A 17,537-nucleotide genomic window follows, 5' to 3' on the forward strand; every position below is an offset into this window, starting at 1 on the left:
CCGCGGAGCCGCCGCCCCGCGAGGGCGCCCGCCGCGCCCTCGCGGGGCGGACGCCTCCGCCGGGGGTCGGCTACCGGCCGGCCGGGGCCTCCCCGGCCGGGTGCGGTCCGACGCGCCTGGCGAGGACCTGGCCCTGCCAGTCGCCGACGGTGAAGGTCTCGGTGGGGGTGAAGCCCTGGCCGGTGTAGTAGGCGACCAGGCGGCCCCCGCCACCCGCGAAGCAGTCCACGCGCAGGAGGGAGACGTCCCGGCGGCGGGCCTCCTCGGCGGCGTGCTCCAGGAGGGCGGCGCCCACGCCGCGGCCGGCGAAGCGCCGGTCGGTGACCAGGAGGCGCACGTAGACCTCGGGCTCGTCGGCGGGCGGGAGCTCGGGGCCGGGGGCGCCGTCGAGCACGAGGGCGCCCGCGGGCCCGCCGTCGGCCTCGGCGATCCAGGGCTCGGCCTCGGTGAGCATCTTCCTGATCCGTTCGACGGACCGGGGCCGGGAGGACCAGGGCTCGGTGCCCCACTGCCCGGTGCGCCCGTGGGCGACGAGCCATTCGACGGCGCCGTCCAGCATGCCGAGAACGGTGGAGAGGTCGTCGGGACCGCCTGGTCTGAGCTTCATCCCAGGAACCCTAGACGGGGGAGGGCCGGGCGTCCACCCGTATCGCCGGGGCGCCCGGCCCGCCCCCCGTCAGGCCGGGGTGGTGCCGCAGGGCGGGACGAAGGCGCGGACCGGCGGCGGGGTGCCGTCGAAGCGCTCCACCCGGACCCGGGCCAGCTGCCCCGTGCAGCCCTGGCTCAGGGACGAGGTGCCCTCGTCGGCGATGAGGGCGTTCGGGTTGCCGTGGACGCAGGTCGCCTCCGCCGAGGACGGGTCGTACCAGGCGCCCGTCGACAGCTGGACCACCCCCGGCATCAGCGCGTCGCTGAGCACCGCGCCGGCCAGGCAGGAGCCGCGCGGGCCGACCACGCGCACGAGGTCGCCGCCGGTGATCCCCAGGGCGGCGGCGTCGGCCGGGTGCAGGCGGACGGGCGCGCGGCCGCCGACCTTCTCGCGCATGCTGTGCGCGCCCATGTCCTGCTGCCCGTGCAGGCGCCCGGTCGGCTGGTTGGCCACCAGCACCAGCGGGAACTCGCCGCCGCGGTCCGACAGCACCGGGCCGGGCAGCCACACCGGGTGACCCGGGCAGTCCTCGTACCCGAACGACGCGATCGTCTCCGAGTACAGCTCGATCCGCCCGCTCGGCGTGCGCAGCGCGTTCTTCTCCGGGTCGGCGCGGAACCCGCCCAGCAGCGCCTCGTCCTCGACCCGGCCCGGCATCGCCACCCGGCCCGCCGCCCAGAACGCGTCGAAGTCCGGGACCTCGATCCCGCGCCGCGTCACCAGCGACCGCCACCGCCGGTAGATCTCCCGCATCCAGTCGGCCGAGGTGCGGCCCTCCGTGAACTCCTCCCGCACGCCCAGGCGCTCGGCCAGGTCGGCGTAGGTGTCGTACTCGTCGCGCGCCTCCCCGTGCGGCGGTACCGCGCGGGGCATCGCCCGCAGGCTGAGGTCGCCCCGGCTGGCGGTCAGGTCGTCGCGCTCCAGCACCGTCGTGGACGGGATGACGATGTCGGCGTGCCGGGCGGTCGCCGTCCAGTGCGTCTCGTGCACCACCACGGTCTCCGGCCGCCCGAACGCCCGGGTCAGCCGGGCCAGGTCCTGGTGGTGGTGGAACGGGTTGCCGCCCGCCCAGTAGACGAGCCGGATGTCCGGGTAGCGGCGCTCCTCGCCGTCGTAGTGGTAGGTCCCGCCCGGGTTCAGCAGCATGTCCGACACGCGCGCCACCGGGATGAAGTCCTTGACCGCGTTGTCGCCCTGCGGCATCACCGGCAGCCCCAGCGGCGTCGACCCGCCGCCGTAGTTGCCCATGGACCCGTACCCGGACGCGAACCCGGCGCCCGGCAGGCCCACCTGGCCCAGGCAGCAGGCCAGCGCCAGCCCCGCCCACAGCGGCTGCTCGCCGTACCGCGCGCGCTGCACCGACCAGCCCACGTTGACCAGGGTCCGGCCCCGCGCCATCCGCCGGGCCAGATCCCGGATGTCGTCGGCGGGCACCCCGCTGATCCGCTCCGCCCACTCGGGGGTGCGGGGCAGGCCGGGGCGGTTCCCGCGCTCGTCGCGCCCGCCCAGCACGTAGGAGCGCACCACGTCGGCGCCCTCGGTGTACCGGTCCAGGAACGCCGTGTCGGCGAGGCCCTCGGTGAACAGCACGTGCATGAGCGCCAGCAGCACCGCCGTGTCGGTGCCCGGCCGCAGCGGCACCCACTCGGCCTTCACGTCGTCGGGGGTGTCGTCGCGCAGCGGCGACAGCGACACGAACCCCACCCCCGCGTCGGAGGCCGCCCGCATCGACGGCCCGGCGGTCTGCGCGGCCCGCCCGCCCGAGGTCATCCACATGTTGGAGACCCGCAGCCCGCCGAAGGTCACCACCAGGTCGGTGTGCTCCCGGATGACCTCCCAGGAGGGGGCCCGGTGCAGCAGCCGGTTGGCGGCCGGGGTGCCGATGATGCGCGGGAACAGGGTCTCCACCGCGCCGTGGCTGTAGGTCGTGCGCGAGCGCGTGTAACCGCCGATGCTGTTGAGGAACCGGTGCAGCTGGCTCTGCGCGTGGTGCACCCGCCCGGAGCTGCCCCAGCCGTAGGAACCGCCGTAGATCGCCGCGTTCCCGTGCGCGGTGCGCACCCGGTCCAGCTCCCCGGCGAGCAGGTCCAGCACCCGGTCCCAGCCCACCTCGACGTACTCGTCGTCGGGGTCGCCCCGGCGCGGGTCGGGCCCGGGCCCGTGCTCCAGCCAGCGCCGCCGCACGGCGGGCCGGGCCACGCGCGACCCGTGGTGCTGGGCGGCGGGCGTGTTCTCCATGACGGGGGACGGCGCCGGGTCGTCCGGGTCCGGCCGTACCCCCACCACCCGGTCGTCGCGGACCAGGACCCGGTAGCTGCCCCAGTGGGCGCTGGTCGGGTACGACGTGGTGGACATCGGCGGCTCCTCCCGGTTCTGGGGACCCACGGGGCCCCGTCCCACTCTATGCACGCGGTGATGCCATGATGGGCCCGGCACCAGGTGGGACGTGCGGGACGACAGGGGGAGCGGTATGGGCGGGCTCAGGGCGCGACGGTCGGTGCTCGCGGTGCCGGGGTCCAACCCCCGGTTCGTGGAGAAGGCGCGCGGCCTGGACACGGACGCCTTCTTCCTCGACCTGGAGGACGCGGTCGCCCCCGCCGAGAAGGAGGCCGCCCGCGCCACCGTGGTCGCCGCCCTCAACGACGGCGGCTGGAGGGACAGGGTCCGCACGGTGCGGGTCAACGACGCCACCACCGCCTGGGCCTACCGCGACGTCATCGAGGTGGTGGAGGGCGCGGGCGCGAACCTGGACGCCCTGGTGCTGCCCAAGGTCACCGCCGCCCGCGACGTCCAGTGGCTGGACACCCTCCTCACCCAGATCGAGCGCGCCGTCGGCCTGCCGGTGGGGCGGATCGGCATCGAGGCCCAGATCGAGGACGCGGGCGGCCTGACCTGTGTGGAGGAGATCGCCGCCGCCTCCCCGCGCCTGGAGACCCTGGTGTACGGGCCGGCCGACTTCATGGCCTCCCTCAACATGAAGACCCTGGTCGTGGGCGAGCAGCCGCCGGGCTACGACACCGGTGACGCCTACCACTACGTCCTCATGCGCATCCTCACCGCCGCCCGCGCCCACGGGTTGCAGGCCATCGACGGGCCCTACCTCCAGATCCGCGACGTGGACGCGTTCCGCCGCGCCGCCGGGCGCACCGCAGCCCTGGGCTTCGACGGCAAGTGGGTGCTGCACCCGCTCCAGGTCGAGGCCGCGAACGAGGCCTTCGCCCCCTCCCAGGAGGACTACGACCACGCCGAGCTCATCCTGGACGCCTACGCCCACGCCACCGAGGTGGAGCGGCGCGGCGCCGTCATGCTCGGCGAGGAGATGCTGGACGAGGCGTCCCGCAAGATGGCCCTGGTCATCGCGGGCAAGGGCCGGGCCGCGGGGCTCGCCCGCACCCGCTCCTTCACCCCGCCCGCCTGACACGCGCCCGAACCGGCCCCGGGCCGGAGCCCGGCCGGGAGGGCACGGCGCCCGGCCGGGGAGGACGCGGCCGCGGCTCTGACACGCGCCCGAACCGCCTCTTACCGGCCTCTCACCCGGATACGGCAGCATGAGGCCCATGGACGCCACCACCGCCACCGTGCTGGTCGCCGACGACGACCGCGCCATCAGGGAGTCGCTGGAGCGCGCGCTCCAGCTGGAGGGCTACACGGTCCGGACCGTCGCCGACGGGGTCCAGGCGCTCGCCGCCGTCCACTCCGACCCCGTCGACCTGCTCATCCTCGACGTGATGATGCCGGGCGTGGACGGGCTGGGCGTGGCCCGGGTGCTGCGGGCCGAGCACGACCGCACCCCGATCCTCATGCTCACCGCCCGCGTGGAGACCCCCGACCGGGTCGCGGGCCTGGACGCGGGCGCCGACGACTACCTGGCCAAGCCCTTCGAGCTGGACGAGCTGCTGGCCCGGCTGCGCGCGCTGCTGCGCCGCGCCGCCCCGGTCCCGGGCGACCCGGAGGGCGGGACGCTGCGCGTCGGCGAGCTGGCCCTGGACCCGCGCGCCCGCCGGGTGTGGCGGGGCGACCGCGAGATCGAGCTGTCCAAGACCGAGTTCGACCTGCTCGAACTGCTGGTCCGCAACGCGGGCATCGTGCTGGACCACGCCACCATCTACGACCGCATCTGGGGCTACGACTTCGGTCCGGAGTCCAAGAACCTCGCCGTCTACATCAGCTACCTGCGCCGCAAGCTGGAGGACGGCGGGCCGCCGCTCATCCAGACCGTGCGCGGTGTCGGGTACACGCTGCGTCCGCAGGGGTGAGGGCCGTGTCCGAGGGCCGGACCCCGCCCCGCATGCTCCTCCACCCGAGCGGCTGGCGCCTGGGCACCCGGTTCGCCGTGATGTTCGCGCTGGTCGTGGCGGTCACCATCGCCCTGGTCGGCACCCTGGCCTACACCACGGCGGCCGCCCTCATCCGCGCCGACGTCCGCGACGAGTTCGACCGGGTCGTCACCGCCCTGTCCGACCAGATCGTCTCGCTGCGCGAGAGCCGGACCGGTGCCGCCGCGTCGGTCAGCAGTCCGATCCTGGCGGGCAAGGACCTCCAGATCCACCTGCTGACCCCGGACGGCGGACGCCAGGTCGAGGTGTCGGCCACCTCCGAGGTGGTGCTCTTCGCTCCCAGCGACGAGGACATGGAAATGGTCATGGCCGACGGCCCCGGCGAGGTGGCCACCCGCGAGCAGGCCGTGAACGGCCAGGCCTACCGGGTGGCGACGGTGTCCCTGGGCCAGGGCGCGGGCGCCCTCCAGGTCATCCAGCAGATGTCGCCCACCGAGCGGATGCTCGACCGCCTGGCCACCCAGATCCTGTGGGTGGGCCTGCTCGTCGCCCTGTTCGCGGCCTGCGCGGGGTGGCTGATCGGCCACCGCACCACCGGCCGCCTGGCCCGGCTCACCGACACCGCCGAATACGTCAGCTCCACCGGCCGCCTCGACCCGCTGGCCGGGCACCGGGACTCCTCCGCCGGGGAGGGCGGGCACGACGAGGTGGACCGCCTCGGCGACGCCTTCAACGCGATGCTGGCCCGGCTGGCCCGCTCCCAGGAGGAGCAGCGGCGCCTGGTCCAGGACGCCGCCCACGAGCTGCGCACACCGCTGACCAGCCTCTACACCAACATCCAGGTGCTGGGCAGGGCCGACCGGCTCACGCCGGAGGCGCGCTCCAGCCTCATCGACGACCTGCGCGGGGAGACCCGGGAGCTGACGACCCTGGTCAACGAGCTGGTGGGGCTGGCCACCGGCGACCACGAGGACGAGACACCGAGCCCGGTGCGCCTGGCCGACGTGGCGGAGAAGGTGGCGGCCCGCACCCGGCGGCGCACCGGCCGGGAGATCGTCGTGGACGCCGACGACAGCACCGTGCACGGGCGCCCGAGCGCGCTGGAACGTGCGATGGCCAACCCGGTGGAGAACTCGGCGAAGTTCGATCCCGACGGCTCCGCGCCCATCGCGATCCGCATCCGCAACGGCACCGTGGAGGTGCTGGACCGGGGGCCGGGCATCGACCCGGCCGAGACGGGGCGGATCTTCGAGCGCTTCTACCGGGCCACCTCGGCCCGCGGGCTGCCGGGCTCGGGCCTGGGGCTGTCCATGGTCCGGGAGATCGCCCGCGCCCACGGCGGCGACGTGTTCGCCCGCAACCGGGAGGGCGGCGGGGCCGCCATCGGCTTCACGCTCCCGGTGATCGCACCCGCGGCACCGCCACCCGCCGCACCGCCGCCCCCGGGGCCGGCCGGGCCGCCGGGACCACCCGGGCCGGCCGGACCGCCTACCGGCTGACGGCGAGCCCGCCCACGGGCAGGGACACGCCCTCGGCGGCCGCCTCCCGGTAGATCCGCTCGAACCGGGCCAGGGAGTCCTCCAGCCGGTGCGCGGAGGCCATCTCCCTGCTGTGCGCGCCCATGGCGCGCCGCCGCGCCTCGTCGGCGACCACCTCGTCCAGCCGGGCGGCCAGCGCCTCCGGCGACCCCGGCGGGTACAGGAACCCGTTGGCGCCCTCCTCCACCAGGTGGGGCAGGGCCATGGCGTCGGCGGCCACCACCGGCAGCCCGGAGGCCATGGCCTCCAGGGTGGCGATGCTCTGGAGCTCGGCGATGCCCGCGATGGCGAACACGTCGGCGGCCCGGTATACGTCCGGCAGGTCCTCGTGGGCGACGAACCCCAGGAACACGACCCGGTCGGCGACCCCCTCGGCCGCGGCCAGGTCCTCCAGCCTCCTGCGGTAGGCGCCGTGCCCGGCCAGCACCAGCTGGACGTCCGCCTCGGTCCGCGCCACGGCCCGGATCAGCTCGTCCGCCCGCTTCTCCTCGTCCAACCGGCCCACGAACACCACCGTGGTCCGGTCGGGTACGCCCAGCCGGGCCCGGATGCGCTCGCGCCGCTCCTCCCCGCCCTCCACGGGCCGGAACCGCGCCAGGTCTATCCCGCAGGAGACGGGTTCCACCGGACGGGTGAACCCCTGCTCCCACAGCAGCCGGGCGGCCGCGGGGGTCGGCGTGGTGACGTGGTCCACCCGGGACAGCACCGCGCCCAGGTCCCGCCAGGCCATCCGGGCGGCGTACGGGCGCAGCGGGCCGGGGACGTGCACGTAGTCGAAGAGGTTCTCCGGCATGAAGTGGTTGGTGGCCACGACCGGGACGCCGTGCGCCCGGGCCGCGGAGGCCAGCATCCGCCCGATGAGGAAGTGGTTCTGGATGTGGACGGCGTCGGGGCGCAGCCGCTCCAGCAGCCGGTCCAGGTGGCCGCGCACCCCCAGCGGCAGGGCCAGCCGGACGCTGTCGTGGACCAGGGACGACATCGACCGCAGCCGGTGCTCGACCACCCCGCCGCGCTCCACCACGTGCGGGCGCCCGTCGGGGGAGGCGCACACCACGTGCACGGCCACCCCGCGCCGCACCAGGCCCCTGGCCAGCCGGGCGGTGAAGTAGGCGGCGCCGTTCACGTCGGGCGGGTAGGTGTCCGTGCCGATGAGCACGGTCGTGCGGTGCCCCGCGGCGGCCGTCCGGACCTCGGCCGCCGGAGGGGATTCGGGAAGGAACGAGGTGGTCATATCGGGGTGTCTCCTGAGCCGGTGCACATCGGGTCGCCGTGTACGCACGAGTGTGGGGCACCCGCGTTGACCACCGCCGACCTCCGGGTGACGGAGTGGCGACGGACGAGCACACGACGCAGGGAACGATACCCTGAGTGATCTTCTGTGTACTCTTCATCACCGCGCCGTTGCCGACCGGTGATCCCGCCGGTCCTCCTCCCGCCGGCCGTCCCGCCCCCTCGGACGACCGCGGCGCGGTCCCCACCTGTCACGACCGACGGTAATCCGGCCCGCCGCGCGGTACGAGGAGGCGCACACCACGGCCGCGGTGGCGCTGCCCCGCCCCCGGCGGTGGTGCCATCCCCACTCCGGGCCCGGACACACGGCGAGGCGGGGCCGTACGGCCCCGCCCCGCGGTCTTCCCGTGTCCGTGTCCTTCCAGAGAACCCCTCCCTCCGGGGTCAGTCCTCCTCGGCCTCCTGCTCGACCGAGGCCGAGCTCTGCTCGCCCAGGGTCACCGTGACCTCCCGCGGCTGCCCGGTGCCCCCGGGCCGCACACCCAGCGTGATCTCGTCGCCCGGGCGGTGCGAGCGGATCTGCGCGATGAGCTGGTCCGGCGTCGTGACCTGCGTCCCGTCGACGGACACGACCACGTCGTCCGCGCGCAGCCCGGCCTCGTCGGCCGCGCCGCCCTCGGTCACCTCGACGATGGCGGCGCCGCCGTCGGGGCTGTTGGTGATGGTGGCCTCGATCGCCGGGTAGCTCGCGCTGCCCTCGGCGACCAGCTGCTCGGCGATCGGCTTGGCCTGGTTGATCGGGATGGCGAAGCCCAGGCCCACCGAACCGCTCTCCTGGGACAGGCCGGCGATCGCGGTGTTGATGCCGATGACCTCGCCCGCCATGTTCACCAACGGGCCGCCCGAGTTGCCGGGGTTGATCGCCGCGTCGGTCTGGATGGCGTTGATCACCGTCGAGGTCTGCCCGTTGCCGCTCTCGGTGGCCCCGGTGTTGACCGGCCGGTTCAGCGCGCTGACCACACCCGTGGTCACGGTGCCGGACAGCCCCAGCGGGGAGCCGATCGCGACCACGTCGGCGCCCACCCCGACCTGGTCGGAGTCGCCCAGCACGGCGGGCTGGAGTCCACTGGCGCCCTCGGCCTGGACGATGGCGATGTCGGACACCGGGTCCGAGCCCAGGATCTCGGCCGGCGCCGAGGTGCCGTCGTTGAACAGCACCTCCAGCGGCCCGCCCTGGGCGGCGTCCACCACGTGCGCGTTGGTGAGGATCTGGCCGTCGGACGAGATGACCACACCGCTGCCGCCGCCGTTGGCGGTCTGGATGGACACCACGCTCGGCAGCACCGTCTCGGCGACCTCGCCGACCTCCCCCTCGGTGGCGGTCCCGCCCTGCTCACCGGTGAGGGAGCTGACCGGGCCGCTCAGGCCGTCGGGGAAGAGCGCGGCGGTGCCCAGCGCGGCGGCCGGTCCGACGATGAGGCTGGTGACCAGGGCCGTGACCGCGGCGATGCCGACGACCCGGCCCGAGCCCTTCTTGCGCTCGGGCTGCGGCGCGGCCGGAGCGGCGCCGTGCCCGCCGTAGGGCGGCTGCCCGCCCGGGAAGTGCGGGGAGCCGAACGGACCCTGCGGCCCGCCGGGGCCCTGGGGTCCGCCGGGGCCCTGCGGGCCCTGGCCGTGCGGAGCGTGCCCGTGCGGGGCCTGCGGCGGCAGGCCGTGCGGCGCCTGCCCCTGCGCGGGCGGCCCCTGCGGAGCCTGCCCGCCGGGAGCCGCGAACCCCCCCTGGGCGGCGGCGTGCGGCACCGGGCCGGGCTCGGGCCCGCCCGGCCGCACGCCCTCCCCGCCCTCGGGCGGGAAGGAGAAGGCGACCCGGTCGGCCTCGTTGGGGCCGGTGGCCCAGCGCGGCGTCCGGTCCTGCGGCACGTCGTGCGGCGCGAACCTGGGGCCGGTGCCCTCCGCAGGTCCGGGGGCCCCCGCGCCCCGGCCGTCGGAGGGCTCCGGCCCCTGCGGACCGGAGGTCCCGTGCTCGCCCGAGGCGTCCCCCACCGGCCCGGCGGCGTCGGTCCCGGGCAGGTTCTCCGAGGCGTCGGGTTCGGTACCTGGTGTGGGTTCGTTGGGGTTCAACTCATCCTCCGGCTGGCGGGACGATGTTCCGATCTCTTGTGCTCCATCATGCGGCGCATGGGTTAGAACAGGGTGAGAGCCCGATATACCGGGGTTTCGAGTCCGTTCTCCTCCGGAGAGCCCTCGAAGAGGACACCCCCTTGCCCGGATCGGTGGCCCCTGTGGCCTATGCACCGAGATGTCCGGAACACTACCGCGCCGCGACCGAACCGACACAGACCGAAGGGCCGACCTTGATCAAGATCGTGCTGGCCGATGACGAGCACCTGGTCAGAGGGGCGATCGCCGCCCTGCTGAGCCTGGAGGACGACCTGGAGGTCGTCGCCGAGGTCGGGCGGGGCGACCTCGTCGCCGGGGCCGTCGGCGAGCACGGCGCCGACGTCGCCGTGCTGGACATCGAGATGCCCGGGGCCACCGGGCTGGAGGTCGCCGCCCGGCTCAAGGAGTCCGCCCCCGGCTGCGGCGTCGTCATCCTCACCAGCTTCGGCCGGCCCGGCTACCTGCGCCGCGCGCTGTCCGCGGGCGCCCGCGGGTTCCTCGCCAAGGACGCGCCCGTCGACCAGCTCGCCGGGGCGATCCGCCGCGTCCACGAGGGCGGCCGCTACATCGACACCGACCTGGCCGCCGCCGCCATGGTCGGCGGCGAGAGCCCCCTCACCGAGCGCGAGACCGAGGTGCTGCGCGCCGCCGCCGACGGCGCCACCGTCGCCCGCATCGCCGCCGCCCTCCACCTCAGCGAGGGCACCGTCCGCAACTACCTCTCCAACGCCATAGGCAAGGTCGGCGCCGACAACCGCATGGCCGCCATCCGCACCGCGCAGGACATGGGCTGGCTCTGAGGGCGCGCCCGCCCGGGCCCCGCCCGGGGCACCGGGCCGGGGCCGGGGCCCTCAGAGGAAGCGCAGGACCAGCATGGCGGTGTCGTCGGTGTGGCCGCCGGGGGCGTACTCCTCCAGCTCCCGGTCGATGCGGCTGATGACCGCCTGGGCCGACAGGCCCGAGCAGCCGGAGAAGATCCGCTCCAGGCCGGTGTCGCCGAGCATGTCGGAGTTGCTGCGGCGCTCGGTCACACCGTCGGTGACCGCCAGCACCACCTCGCCCGGGCGGATGTCCACGTTCTCGGTGGTGAAACCGACGTCCTCGAACGCCCCCAGCAGCGGCTGCGAGGTGCCGAACTGCTCCACCTCGCCCTTGGGGTTGAGCCGCAGCGGCAGCGGGTGCCCGGCGCACACCATGCGCACCCGCATCCCGCCCCCGCCGTCGGTGGCCGGGGTCATCTCCCCGTACAGCATCGTCAGGAACCGGGTCGAGGTGTTCTCGTCCAGGATCGCCATGTTCAGCCGCTGCATGATGTGCGAGGGGGTGAACCCCTCCTTGGCCAGCGCGCGCAGCGTGTGCCGGGCCAGGCCGGTCACCGCCGCGGCCTCCGGGCCGGTCCCGCACACGTCGCCGATGGCGAAGCACCACCGGCCGCTGGCCGCGAACACGTCGTAGAAGTCGCCGCCGACCACGTTCTTCTCGTCCGCCGGACGGTAGAACACCGCGTGGTCCACGTGCGGGATCGTCGGCTCCTTCTCCTTGGCGGGCAGCAGGCTGCGCTGCAGCGCCACGCTCATGGAGGCCTGCCGCTCGTGCAGGCGGGCGTTCTCCATCGCGGAGGCCACCCGGCGGCTCAGGTCGTCGGCGACGTCCACCTCCTCGCGGGTGAAGTCGTCCGACTCGTTCTTGCCGATGGTCATCCGGCCCAGCTCGCGCCCGTGCGCCACCAGCGGGATGCTGATCGCCGGGCCGCGCACCAGCTCGCGCACCAGCCCGTCGTCGATCTCCTCGCCGTCCGTGCCGGTGAAGTCGGCCGGGCCCCACAGCGGGTGCGGGTCGCGCTGCTCGCGCGGCGGCTCACCGGCGAGCAGCTCGCGCAGGACGTCGTTGTAGTTCTCGTTGCCGTGCATGACGTGCGTCAGCCGCGGCACGCCCAGCTCGTTGATGGTGTGGATGGCGCACCAGCGGCCCAGCCGGGACGTGATCAGCTGCGCGGCCAGAGCCCCCGTCATCCGCTCGTCCAGGGTGCCCGCCAGCAGGTCGCTGGCCTCGGCCAGGAAGCTGAGCGAGGCCCGCCGGTTGAGCTCCACCTCGGCCAGCCGGGCGCGCTCCACGGGCAGGGCGATCAGGTCGGCGCCCTCCTGGAGCCGCTTGGCGGCGGCCGCGGCGAAGTGCCGGGCCCGCCGCGAGGCCACCCCGAGCAGACCGGTGACCCGGCCGTCCACGATGAGCGGGGCGGTCACCAGCGACCGCATCCCGGCCCGCGACAGCCGGCCCCGGTGGGCGCGGGCGATCATCAGGTCGTCGTTGATCACCGCGCCGGGCTCGGGCGCGGCCGACGGGAACGCCTCCTCGGTGCGGATGCGCAGCGGCCGCCACGGCGCGCCGCCGGAGGTGAGCCCCACCGCGGAGCGCACCTCCCACATGGTCTCGTCGGAGGTGGCCAGCGCGATGTAGGCGGCGTCGCCGCCCAGCGCCGTCGCGGCGTACTCGACCGTCCGCTCCAGCAGCTGGGGAAGGCTCAGCCGGGAGCCCAGCGCGGCGTCCAGCGACGACCACGGCGCGGGCCGGGTGGGGCGGCTGGGGGTGCGGCGCACCGCGGCCGGGGCCTCCAGGGCCGACACCCCGTCGCCCGCGTCGTCGATGCGGAACCACACCGCCTTGTCCGTGCGCCCGTAGCTCACGCCCCAGCTGGACGCGATCGCCGAGGCCAGGGCCAGTCCCAGCCCGCCGCTGCGCTCCTCGCCGCGGGAGGGGGAGGCGTCCACGGCGAGGGGGCCGGCCTGGGGCACCGCGCGCTCGGGCGCGGAGTCGGTCACCATCACCTCGACGGTGCCCTCCAGGCGGCGCACCGTCACCTCCAGGGACGAGCGGGCATGGATGACCGCGTTGGTCACCAGCTCGCTGACCAACAGGATCACGTCGTCGAACGGATGGGGCACCCCCCAGGACAGCAGGGTGTCGTGGACGAACTCGCGGGCCGCCGCCGCGGTCTCGGGCGCGGGCGGGAACTCCCGTCGAGCGACCTTCAAGGTGTCATGTGCCGGCAAACCGTCAGGTCCTTCATCGCTGGATTCGTCGCTGGATACGGACTCGGGAGAGGGGTGGACACTGACACGATACGCGGACCCGGCCGCCCGGGCCGGTCCGTACGGCCCCGTACCCGGGCAGGTCCGTGGCGGGATCGACATGGCGAACCCTCCTGTGCGGGTCGACTCGGGCGGTTAGTGTAAGTCGATACGTCCGCTCACAGCCCGATGGTGGCCGATGCCAGGGTCACGGAGGAGGGGTTCGATGCCCGAGGCGGTCGGTGCAGTGGCCGACGACCAGCTGGACGAGATCCTGCGCGCTCTCTACCGGATGCGCGACGGGGACTTCAGTGTGCGTCTGCGCAAACGCGGCAGCGGGACGATCCGGGAGATCGCCTCGGTGTTCAACGAGGTCGTCGACCACAGCGAACAGCTCAGCAGCGAGCTCAAGCGGGTCGGCGGGGTCGTCCGCAACGAGGGCAGGCTCAACGAGCGCATCAACGTCAACCCCTCCCGGGGCGCGTGGGCGGAGAGCGCCACCGCCCTCAACACCCTCCTGGACGAGGTGGCCGAGCCGGTCACCGACGTAGCCCGGGTCCTGGACGCGGTCGCCGCCGGCCAGCTGACCATGCGCGCCTCCACCCAGGGCAGGCGGGGCGACCTCAAGGGCGACCTGCTGCGCCTGGCCACCACCGTGAACCGGATGGCCGACCAGATGAGCGGCTTCACCCAGGAGGTCACCCGTGTGGCCCGCGAGGTGGGCACCGAGGGCAAGCTCGGCGGCAGCGCCCGCGTCGAGGGCGTCTCCGGCTCCTGGCGCGAGGTCACCGAGGCGGTCAACCAGATGGCCTCCCGCCTCACCGTGCAGGTGCGCGACATCTCGGAGGTCACCACCGCGGTCGCCCGCGGCGACCTCAGCAAGAAGATCACCATCGACGTCCAGGGCGAGATGCTGGAGCTGAAGGACACCGTCAACACGATGGTGGACCAGCTCTCCACGTTCGCCGACGAGGTCACGCGCGTGGCCCGCGAGGTGGGCACCGAGGGCAAGCTCGGCGGCCGGGCCAACGTGCGCGGCGTCCAGGGCATCTGGAAGGACCTGACCGACAACGTCAACTCCATGGCGGACAACCTCACCAACCAGGTGCGGGACATCTCCCAGGTGACGACGTCGGTGGCCCGCGGCGACCTCACCCAGAAGGTCCAGGTGGACGTCCAGGGCGAGATGCTCGCCCTCAAGAACACCGTGAACACCATGGTCGACCAGCTCGACTCCTTCGCCGACGAGGTCACCCGCGTGGCCCGCGAGGTCGGCAGCGAGGGCAAGCTGGGCGGCCGCGCGAACGTCAAGGGCGTGTCGGGCATCTGGAAGGACCTGACCGACAACGTCAACTCCATGGCCAACAGCCTCACCTACCAGGTGCGCAACATCTCGCAGGTGACGACGGCGGTGGCGGCCGGCGACCTCACCAAGAAGATCACCGTGGACGCCCAGGGCGAGATGCTGGAGCTGAAGGACACCATCAACAAGATGGTGGACCAGCTGTCCGCGTTCGCCGACGAGGTGACCCGTGTGGCCCGCGAGGTGGGCACCGAGGGCAAGCTGGCCGGCCAGGCGCACGTGCGCGACGTGTCCGGGGTCTGGAAGGACCTGACCGACAACGTCAACTCCATGGCCAACAACCTCACCTACCAGGTGCGGCAGATCTCCATGGTCACCCGCGCCGTCGCGGCCGGCGACCTCACCAAGAAGGTCACGGTCAACGCCAAGGGCGAGATCCTGGAGCTCAAGGAGACCATCAACGTGATGGTCGACCAGCTGTCGGCGTTCGCCGACGAGGTCACGCGCGTGGCCCGCGAGGTGGGCACCGAGGGCAAGCTGGGCGGCCGCGCCGACGTCAAGGGCGTCTCGGGCATGTGGAAGGACCTCACCGAGAACGTCAACTCGATGTCGCACAACCTCACCACGCAGGTGCGCAACATCTCCGAGGTCACCACCGCGGTCGCGGCCGGCGACCTCACCAAGAAGATCGACGTCAACGCCCAGGGCGAGATCCTGGAGGTGAAGACGACGGTCAACACGATGGTGGACCAGCTGTCTGCGTTCGCCACCGAGGTCACCCGCGTGGCCCACGAGGTGGGCAGCCAGGGCCAGCTGGGCGGCCAGGCCAAGGTCGAGGGCGTCTCGGGCACGTGGATGCAGCTCACCGACAGCGTCAACGGGCTGGCCGGCAACCTCACCACCCAGGTGCGCGCCATCGCCGAGGTCGCCAACGCCGTCGCCAAGGGCGACCTGACCCGCAACATCCAGGTCGACGCCCGCGGCGAGATGGAGCAGCTCAAGGACAACATCAACCTGATGGTGTCCAACCTGCGCGAGACCACCGCCACCCAGCGCGACGCCGACTGGCTCAAGTCCAACCTGGCCCGCATCTCCGGCCACATCCAGGGGCACCGCGACCTGCACGAGCTGGCCCGCCTCATCATGACCGAGGTGACGCCGCTGATGAACGCCCAGCACGCCGCCTGCTACCTGCCCGAGGACATGGACGACCAGGAGGCGTTCCTGTTCTACGCCGGGTTCGGGTTCGAGCCCTCCGAGGCGCGCCGCCGCATCCGCAAGGGCGTCGGCCTGGCGGGGGAGGCCCTGGACCAGCAGATCGAGCTCGAGGTCGGCAACATCCCCGACGGCTACGTCACCATCGACTCCGGCCTGGGCGGCGCGCAGCCGCGCCACCTGTACATCCTGCCGATCGTGTCGGAGGAGCGGGCGCTGGGCGTCCTGGAGTTCGCCTCCTACGACGAGTTCCGCGAGATCCACAAGAACTTCCTGCGCCAGCTGGTCGCCCTGCTGGGCACCACGATCAACACGATCCTGGCCAACAAGCGCACCGAGGACCTGCTGGAGCAGTCCCAGCAGCTCACCAACCAGCTGCGCGAGCGCTCCAACGAGCTGCAGCGCCAGCAGGAGGAGCTGCGCAACAAGAACGCCGAGCTGCGCCAGAAGGCCACCCAGCTGGCCAACCAGAACCGGGCCATCGAGCTCCAGAACCAGCAGATCCAGCGCTCCCGCAACGCCCTGGAGGAGCGCGCCCACCAGCTCCAGGTCTCCTCCAAGTACAAGTCGGAGTTCCTGGCGAACATGTCGCACGAGCTGCGCACGCCGCTCAACAGCCTGCTGATCCTGGCCCGGCTGCTGGCCGACAACGCCGAGCAGAACCTCACCCCCAAGCAGGTGGAGTTCGCCCAGACCATCCACAAGGCGGGCAGCGACCTGCTGCTGCTCATCGACGAGATCCTCGACCTGTCCAAGGTCGAGGCGGGCCGGGCCGAGGTCTCGCCCAGCGAGGTCTCCATCGACCAGCTCGTCGACTACGTGGAGGCGACGTTCCGGCCGGTCACCAGCGACCAGGGGCTGGCGTTCGCGGTGGACGTCTCCCCGGACATCCCCGACGTCCTGTGGACCGACGAGCAGCGGCTCCAGCAGATCCTGCGCAACCTGCTGTCGAACGCGGTCAAGTTCACCCCGCAGGGCGAGGTGCGGCTGCTCATCGAGCCCGCGTGGGCGCTGGACGACGCCGACCTGGAGATGTTCGTCGAGAACGAGGAGATCATCGCGTTCACCGTCGCCGACACCGGCATCGGGATCGCCGAGGACAAGCTCCAGGTGATCTTCGAGGCGTTCCACCAGGGCGACGGCGGCACCTCCCGCCGGTTCGGCGGCACCGGGCTGGGCCTGTCCATCAGCCGCAACTTCGCCCGCCTGCTCGGCGGCGAGATCCGGGTGCAGAGCGTCCCCAACCAGGGCTCGACCTTCACCCTGCTGCTGCCGGTGCGGCTGCCCGAGGACGCCGCCGAGCGCGCCGGGGAGGACACCGGGCTGGACTCGGTGCCCGCCCTGGAGTCCGGCCGCGACGACGACTTCGGGATGCCCCCGGAGGAGTTCGACGCGGCGGTGGCGGCGCTGACCGACCCGGGCACCGAGGCGCTGCCCGCCGTGCCCGTGCTCAAGGCGCCCGAACCCGCCGCGGAGTCGCAGGCGGCCTCCGGCGGGTCCGAGTCGGAGCGGCAGGGCGAGCCCCGCACCGATCCCGAGCGCCGCGCCGTGCTGGCCGGCCGCCGGGTCCTCATCGTCGACGACGACGTGCGCAACGTGTTCGCGCTGACCAGCGCCCTGGAGGCCCAGGGCCTGGAGGTCCTGTACGCCGACAACGGCCACGAGGGCATCGCCAAGCTGGAGGCCAACGAGGACATCTCCCTCGTCCTCATGGACGTGATGATGCCCGACCTGGACGGCAACCAGACCACCGAGCGCATCCGGCAGATGCCCCAGTTCGCGGACCTGCCGATCATCTCGCTGACGGCCAAGGCCATGCAGGGCGACCGCGAGCGCAGCCTGGAGGCGGGCGCCTCCGATTACGTCACCAAGCCCGTGGACCTGGACCACCTGCTGGACGTCATGCGGCACTGGCTGACCGTCGACCCGGCGGACAGCACGCCCGGATCCGCCACCGACCCCGGGGCCGCGGCGGCGGTGGGCGCCGTGAACCGGCACAATGGCGCGGAAGGAGACAGCAGCCGCAGCAGTCTCGGGGATGACACCGGCCCCACGGGGAACACCGGCAACGACCCGACCGAAGACCTGGAGTGACCG

General features: G+C 73.6%; 10 protein-coding genes. 5 read left to right on the plus strand and 5 right to left on the minus strand.

Annotated features, from left to right (window positions below; all coding sequences use genetic code 11):
• Window positions 1-70 precede the first annotated feature (70 nt).
• On the minus strand, window positions 71-607 hold the full coding sequence (locus tag ACFVNO_RS13650) for a GNAT family N-acetyltransferase (protein ID WP_355262561.1): 537 nt from the start codon (window positions 605-607) through the stop codon (window positions 71-73).
• Window positions 608-676: 69 nt separating this feature from the next.
• Complete coding sequence (locus ACFVNO_RS13655; RefSeq protein WP_378892339.1) at window positions 677-3,004, minus strand: molybdopterin-dependent oxidoreductase; 2,328 nt, start codon at window positions 3,002-3,004, stop codon at window positions 677-679.
• A 115-nt stretch (window positions 3,005-3,119) separates the two neighbouring features.
• On the opposite strand from ACFVNO_RS13655, the gene ACFVNO_RS13660 reads away from it, so the two are divergent.
• From ACFVNO_RS13660 to ACFVNO_RS13670, 3 genes are all read left to right on the plus strand, one after another.
• Window positions 3,120-4,067, plus strand: coding sequence for an HpcH/HpaI aldolase/citrate lyase family protein (locus tag ACFVNO_RS13660; RefSeq protein ID WP_378892342.1), 948 nt, complete (start codon window positions 3,120-3,122; stop codon window positions 4,065-4,067).
• A 139-nt stretch (window positions 4,068-4,206) separates the two neighbouring features.
• Window positions 4,207-4,905, plus strand: a complete 699-nt coding sequence (locus ACFVNO_RS13665) for a response regulator transcription factor (RefSeq protein WP_220563322.1) — start codon at window positions 4,207-4,209, stop codon at window positions 4,903-4,905.
• Window positions 4,906-4,937: 32 nt separating this feature from the next.
• Complete coding sequence (locus tag ACFVNO_RS13670) at window positions 4,938-6,425, plus strand: ATP-binding protein (protein ID WP_355262552.1); 1,488 nt, start codon at window positions 4,938-4,940, stop codon at window positions 6,423-6,425.
• Here ACFVNO_RS13670 and ACFVNO_RS13675 read toward each other — a convergent pair.
• A complete protein-coding gene (locus tag ACFVNO_RS13675) occupies window positions 6,415-7,695 on the minus strand; it encodes a glycosyltransferase (protein ID WP_378892347.1) in 1,281 nt (426 codons plus the stop codon). The two genes, ACFVNO_RS13670 and ACFVNO_RS13675, sit on opposite strands and share 11 nt — an antisense overlap.
• Before the next feature lie 443 nt (window positions 7,696-8,138).
• Entirely contained in the window at window positions 8,139-9,815 is a 1,677-nt protein-coding gene (locus ACFVNO_RS13680) for a trypsin-like peptidase domain-containing protein (RefSeq protein ID WP_378892350.1), read from the minus strand.
• Window positions 9,816-10,048: 233 nt separating this feature from the next.
• Here ACFVNO_RS13680 and ACFVNO_RS13685 point away from each other — a divergent pair, with 233 nt between their 5' ends.
• The gene (locus ACFVNO_RS13685) at window positions 10,049-10,654 is read left to right on the plus strand and encodes a response regulator transcription factor (protein ID WP_220563318.1); all 606 of its coding nucleotides are present in this window, start codon (window positions 10,049-10,051) and stop codon (window positions 10,652-10,654) included.
• A 51-nt stretch (window positions 10,655-10,705) separates the two neighbouring features.
• On the opposite strand, the gene ACFVNO_RS13690 is transcribed toward ACFVNO_RS13685, so the two are convergent.
• Entirely contained in the window at window positions 10,706-12,886 is a 2,181-nt protein-coding gene (locus ACFVNO_RS13690) for a SpoIIE family protein phosphatase (RefSeq protein WP_355262543.1), read from the minus strand.
• A 262-nt stretch (window positions 12,887-13,148) separates the two neighbouring features.
• Between ACFVNO_RS13690 and ACFVNO_RS13695 the strand changes: the two genes are divergently transcribed.
• Window positions 13,149-17,534: a HAMP domain-containing protein gene (locus ACFVNO_RS13695; RefSeq protein ID WP_355262540.1), complete on the plus strand. Its 4,386-nt coding sequence runs from the start codon at window positions 13,149-13,151 to the stop codon at window positions 17,532-17,534.
• Window positions 17,535-17,537 lie beyond the last annotated feature (3 nt).

The sequence above is a fragment of the Nocardiopsis sp. NPDC057823 genome (genome assembly GCF_042797335.1).
GTDB lineage: Bacteria > Actinomycetota > Actinomycetes > Streptosporangiales > Streptosporangiaceae > Nocardiopsis > Nocardiopsis changdeensis.